This window comes from Actinosynnema sp. NPDC023658 (assembly GCF_040639995.1).
GTDB lineage: Bacteria > Actinomycetota > Actinomycetes > Mycobacteriales > Pseudonocardiaceae > Actinosynnema.
Genome location: NZ_JBFAAX010000537.1, coordinates 1 through 4,054 on the forward strand (window position 1 = coordinate 1; position 4,054 = coordinate 4,054).

At 69.6% G+C, this 4,054-nt stretch carries 3 protein-coding genes; 2 read left to right on the forward strand and 1 reads right to left on the reverse strand.

Going from position 1 to position 4,054, the window contains the following annotated elements:
• Positions 1-65 precede the first annotated feature (65 nt).
• Positions 66-644: a hypothetical protein gene (locus tag AB0G02_RS30645; RefSeq protein ID WP_360800872.1), complete on the reverse strand. Its 579-nt coding sequence runs from the start codon at positions 642-644 to the stop codon at positions 66-68.
• Between the two features lie 501 nt (positions 645-1,145).
• Between AB0G02_RS30645 and lanKC the strand changes: the two genes are divergently transcribed.
• Together lanKC and AB0G02_RS30655 are read left to right on the forward strand one after the other, a co-directional pair.
• The gene (gene lanKC, locus AB0G02_RS30650; RefSeq protein WP_360800875.1) at positions 1,146-3,680 is read left to right on the forward strand and encodes a class III lanthionine synthetase LanKC; all 2,535 of its coding nucleotides are present in this window, start codon (positions 1,146-1,148) and stop codon (positions 3,678-3,680) included.
• 38 nt (positions 3,681-3,718) lie between these two features.
• Complete coding sequence (locus AB0G02_RS30655) at positions 3,719-3,877, forward strand: SapB/AmfS family lanthipeptide (RefSeq protein WP_360800878.1); 159 nt, start codon at positions 3,719-3,721, stop codon at positions 3,875-3,877.
• The last annotated feature ends 177 nt before the right edge of the window (positions 3,878-4,054 follow it).

Below are 4,054 nucleotides of genomic sequence, written 5' to 3' on the forward strand. Positions count from 1 at the left end.
GCCCACACCGCCCCCCCCGCCGGTGACCCACGTCCGGAACGTGCGAGTTCAACGCTCGGGAGCGGTCAGCAGGGGCTGAACTGGGACGTCGAGCCCTCGGTGCCCAGGTCGATGCGGAGCGCGCCCCGCTCCTCCTGGACCGGGTAGACGACGCGCCAGTGGATGCAGTCGGCCCGGAGGTCCGCCGGGGCCCTGGCGACGTCCTGGGTGCTGGTGAACGTCATCATCACGCGCAGCCGCTCCGGCGACACCGACTCGATCCGGTGCACCAGGATCGACCCGTCCTGCGAGCTCTCGTAGTCCGACGTCCACTGCGTCTTCGGCGTCTCGCTCACCCGCCGCGCGGTCACGGTCTTGGTCCACAGCTCGTAGTCGTGGCCGTTGATCGCGTCGAAGAACCGCTGGAGCAGTTCCCGCACCCGCTGGCCGTCCGGGTGCTGCGCCGCGTCGATGCTCAGCTGCACCGCGCCGCTGCCCGGCAGGGCACTGCGCGGCACGGAGCTGGACGACCCCGAGTCGGGCGCCGCGACCTGCTCCCCCTGCGCCACACCGGGCCGCTGGTAGGCCTCGCGGGCCAGCACGCCCACCCCCGCGGCGGCGGCGGCGACCAGCACCACGACGGGGAGCAGCACACGTGCGGACACACCCAGGAGCGTGCCACAGCGACCGGGCGTACGGATAATCACCCGTACGGACCAGCGAGAACCCGCACACTGCGGTTTGACAGCCCGGAATTACCACCGTCAATGGTTCCGATGTGAAGTAATGGGCCCTTTCCCGCCACTTTGGCGGTTCCGGCGTTCCGTAATGCGGTCCAGAGCTTCTCCGGACCCGTGCGGCACGCACCGTGACGGAGCTGGAGGTTCAGTGGTAAAAAGCCTGAAACCGCAGGTCACGAGGGTCGGACGTGAAGAACGATCGCGTTTCGTTTAGTGCTTCACGGTAGTCGATTGCCGCTCTTACGAGCTGTTAAACATGCCGTCCGGGTGAAGTTCGCGTGCCTATGTGTACCCGCAGTGCGGATCCGAGCAGGGCTCATGCGCACGAATGGACGCCAAGCACCCCCGAAATGGTGGATTGGCCAATAGGCGGTTGCCGTGGGGGAATGTGGCAGTCAGGAAAACATCACAGGAGGCGAATATCCCGTGGATCTCCGCTATGAGGCCTACTGCTTCGCGGACCGTCTGTTCTACGACGTGCAAAGCCACGCGGAAACCGCCGAAGACGATTTCTTGCAGGTGCTCCCCGCGTTGCCCGAGGGTTGGACCCAGGGCGACCGCAACATCTGGCGCCACCTGCACCCCGACGGGGTGATGCTGCCGAAGCAGGGCTGGAAGGTGCACGTCTCCGCCACCGTGCTGAACGCCGGCGAGGTGCTGCTGAAGTCCTACGAATACCTGATCGCGCGCCGCATCCCGTTCAAGTACCTGCGCACCCAGTCAATCGTGCTGGCCCGCAACTCGAAGTACGCGCCGCGTGAGGGCAGCGGAAAACTCATCACGATCTACCCGGCCGACGACGCCGAACTGGAATCGACGCTGGCCGAGTTGTCCGAGATCCTCAAGGGCCAACCGGGCGCGTACATCCTCAGCGACCTCCGCTACGGCGCCGGCCCCCTGTTCGTCCGCTACGGCGGGTTCGTGGAGCAGTGGCTGGAGCGGGACGGCAAGCGGGTGCTGGCCATCGAGGGCCCGGACGGCGCACTCGTGCCCGACCAGCGCAAGCCGACCTTCTGGGTGCCCGACTGGGTGAAGCTGCCCGCGTGCCTGGAGGAGCACCTGACCGCGCGCCGCGCCGGTGACGCCGACGCGTTCCCGTACAAGGTCGTCCAGTCGCTGCACTTCTCCAACGGCGGCGGCGTGTACGAGGCGGTCCGCAAGGCCGACGACCAGGAGGTCGTGCTCAAGGAGGCGAGACCGCACGCCGGGCTCGACCGGGAGAACGTCGACGCGGTGGCCCGGCTGCGCCGCGAGCACGCGATGCTGACCAAGGTCGCCGGGATCCCCGGCGTGCCCGAGGTGTACGAGCACTTCACCGCCTGGGAGCACGAGTTCGTGGCCATGGCCCGGGTGCCGGGCCGCCCGCTGGGGCAGTGGCTGGGCCACAACTACCCGCTGACCCACCACGTGGTCACCGAGGACGCGATCGCCGCGTACACCGAGCGGGCGCTCAAGGTGGTCTCCGACGTCGAGCGGATCGTGGCCGACGTGCACGAGCGCGGCGTCGTGTTCAGCGACCTGCACCCGCTCAACGTGCTGGTGGACGACGACGACACGGTCGCGCTGATCGACTTCGAGCTGGCGTTCGGCGTCGAGGAGAACGGCAGGCCCGCGCTCGGCGCACCCGGCTTCCAGGCTCCGCCGGACCGCACCGGCTTCGACATCGACGAGCACGCGCTGGCCGCGCTGCGCCTCTACGTCTTCCTGCCGCTCAACGCCGTGATCGAGCTGGCGCCGGTGAAGCTGCGCTCGCACGTGGACTTCATCCAACGCCGGTTCGGCCTCTCCGACGAGTACTGCGCGAAGATCATCGACGGCCTGGCGCCGCGGGTCGACGTGCCCACCGGACCCACCACCACCGCGCTCGACGTGCCGGAACCCGACTGGGACGTGGTCCGCAAGTCCATCGCCGCGGGCATCCTGGCCAGCGCCACCCCGCAGCGCACGGACCGGCTGTTCCCCGGCGACGTGGAGCAGTTCGAGGTCGGCGGTTCCGGGTTCGGCTACGGCGCGGCGGGCGTGCTGCACGCGCTCGACGTGACCGGCATGGGCCGGTTCCCCGAGCACGAGCAGTGGTTGCTCGACGCGGTGCGCCGCGACCCGCCGAAGGAGCCCGGCTTCTTCACCGGCGCGCACGGCATCGCGCACGTGCTGGAGAACTTCGGCCACCACGACCTGGCCGACGAGCTGGTCCGCTCCTACGCCCAGATGCTGCCGGACACCCACGACCACGGCATCAGCGCGGGCCTCGCGGGCATCGGCCTGAACCTCCTGCACTTCGCGCGCACCCGTGACGACGAGTCCTACGCCACCCAAGCGCTCGAACTGGGCCGACGGCTCGACACCGCGCTCGCGGACGTCGAACCGCCCGGTCAGAAGGCCCGTGCGGGCTTCGAGCACGGCTGGTCCGGCCCGGCGCTGCTGTTCCTGCGGCTGTTCCAGCGCACGGACGACCGCCGTTGGCTCGACCTGGGCGTGCGGGCCCTGGAGCGGGACCTGGCCGAGACGATGACCGCGTTGGACGGCTCGACGCAGGTCCGCGACGGCAACTTCCGCAGCCTTCCGTACGTCGGCATCGGCAGCGCGGGCATCGCGCTGGTGCTCAACGAGTACCGCATCGCCGCGCCGGACCTGCCCATCGTCGAACGGCTGCCGGAACTGGTCGGCAGCGCGACCGGCGAGTTCGTGATCCAACCGGCGTTGATGCTCGGCCGGGCGGGCCTGATGGCGACCCTCGCCCACGCGGGCGGCTCGTCGGAGGCGATCGACCGGCACCTCGCCGCGCTGGCCTGGCACGCCGTCCCCTACCAGGAGGGCCTGGCGTTCCCGGGCATCCAGTTGCGGCGGCTCTCGATGGACGTCGACACCGGCAGCGCGGGCGTGCTGCTGGCCCTCGGCGCCACCCTGGACGGCACCCCGGTGTTGCCGTTCCTCACAGCCCCGGTCCCTACAGACCGGTAGCAGTAACCCGTTTCATTCCCCCGATTTGAGGAGTCACCATGGACTTCATCCTCGACCTCCAGGACCTCGAGACCCCCGAGGCCCAGTCCAACGCCATGGCGAGCGGCGGCAGCAGCGGCGGCGGCAGCACGACGGCGTCCAACGCCTCGCTGCTGCTCCCCTGCAGCCACTCCACCGTGAGCCTGCTGGCCTGCTGATTCAGGCCGTCACACGGGTCGGGGTGAGCGGCGCAGTCGAAGTGCGCCGCTCACCCGATCCACCCGGGGGGGGGGGGGGCGGGCGGGGGGGCGCCCCCCCCACAATCGCCCCCGCCGCGGCGGCCCCCACAGAAAAAACCCAAAAAAAGAGTGAGAAAAGAGATGGTACACGAACAC

What these genes read in the sequence shown, in the direction of transcription:
- AB0G02_RS30655 (WP_360800878.1), top strand. Translation starts at nt 3,719, where the DNA reads ATGGACTTCATCCTCGACCTCCAGGACCTCGAGACCCCCGAGGCCCAG.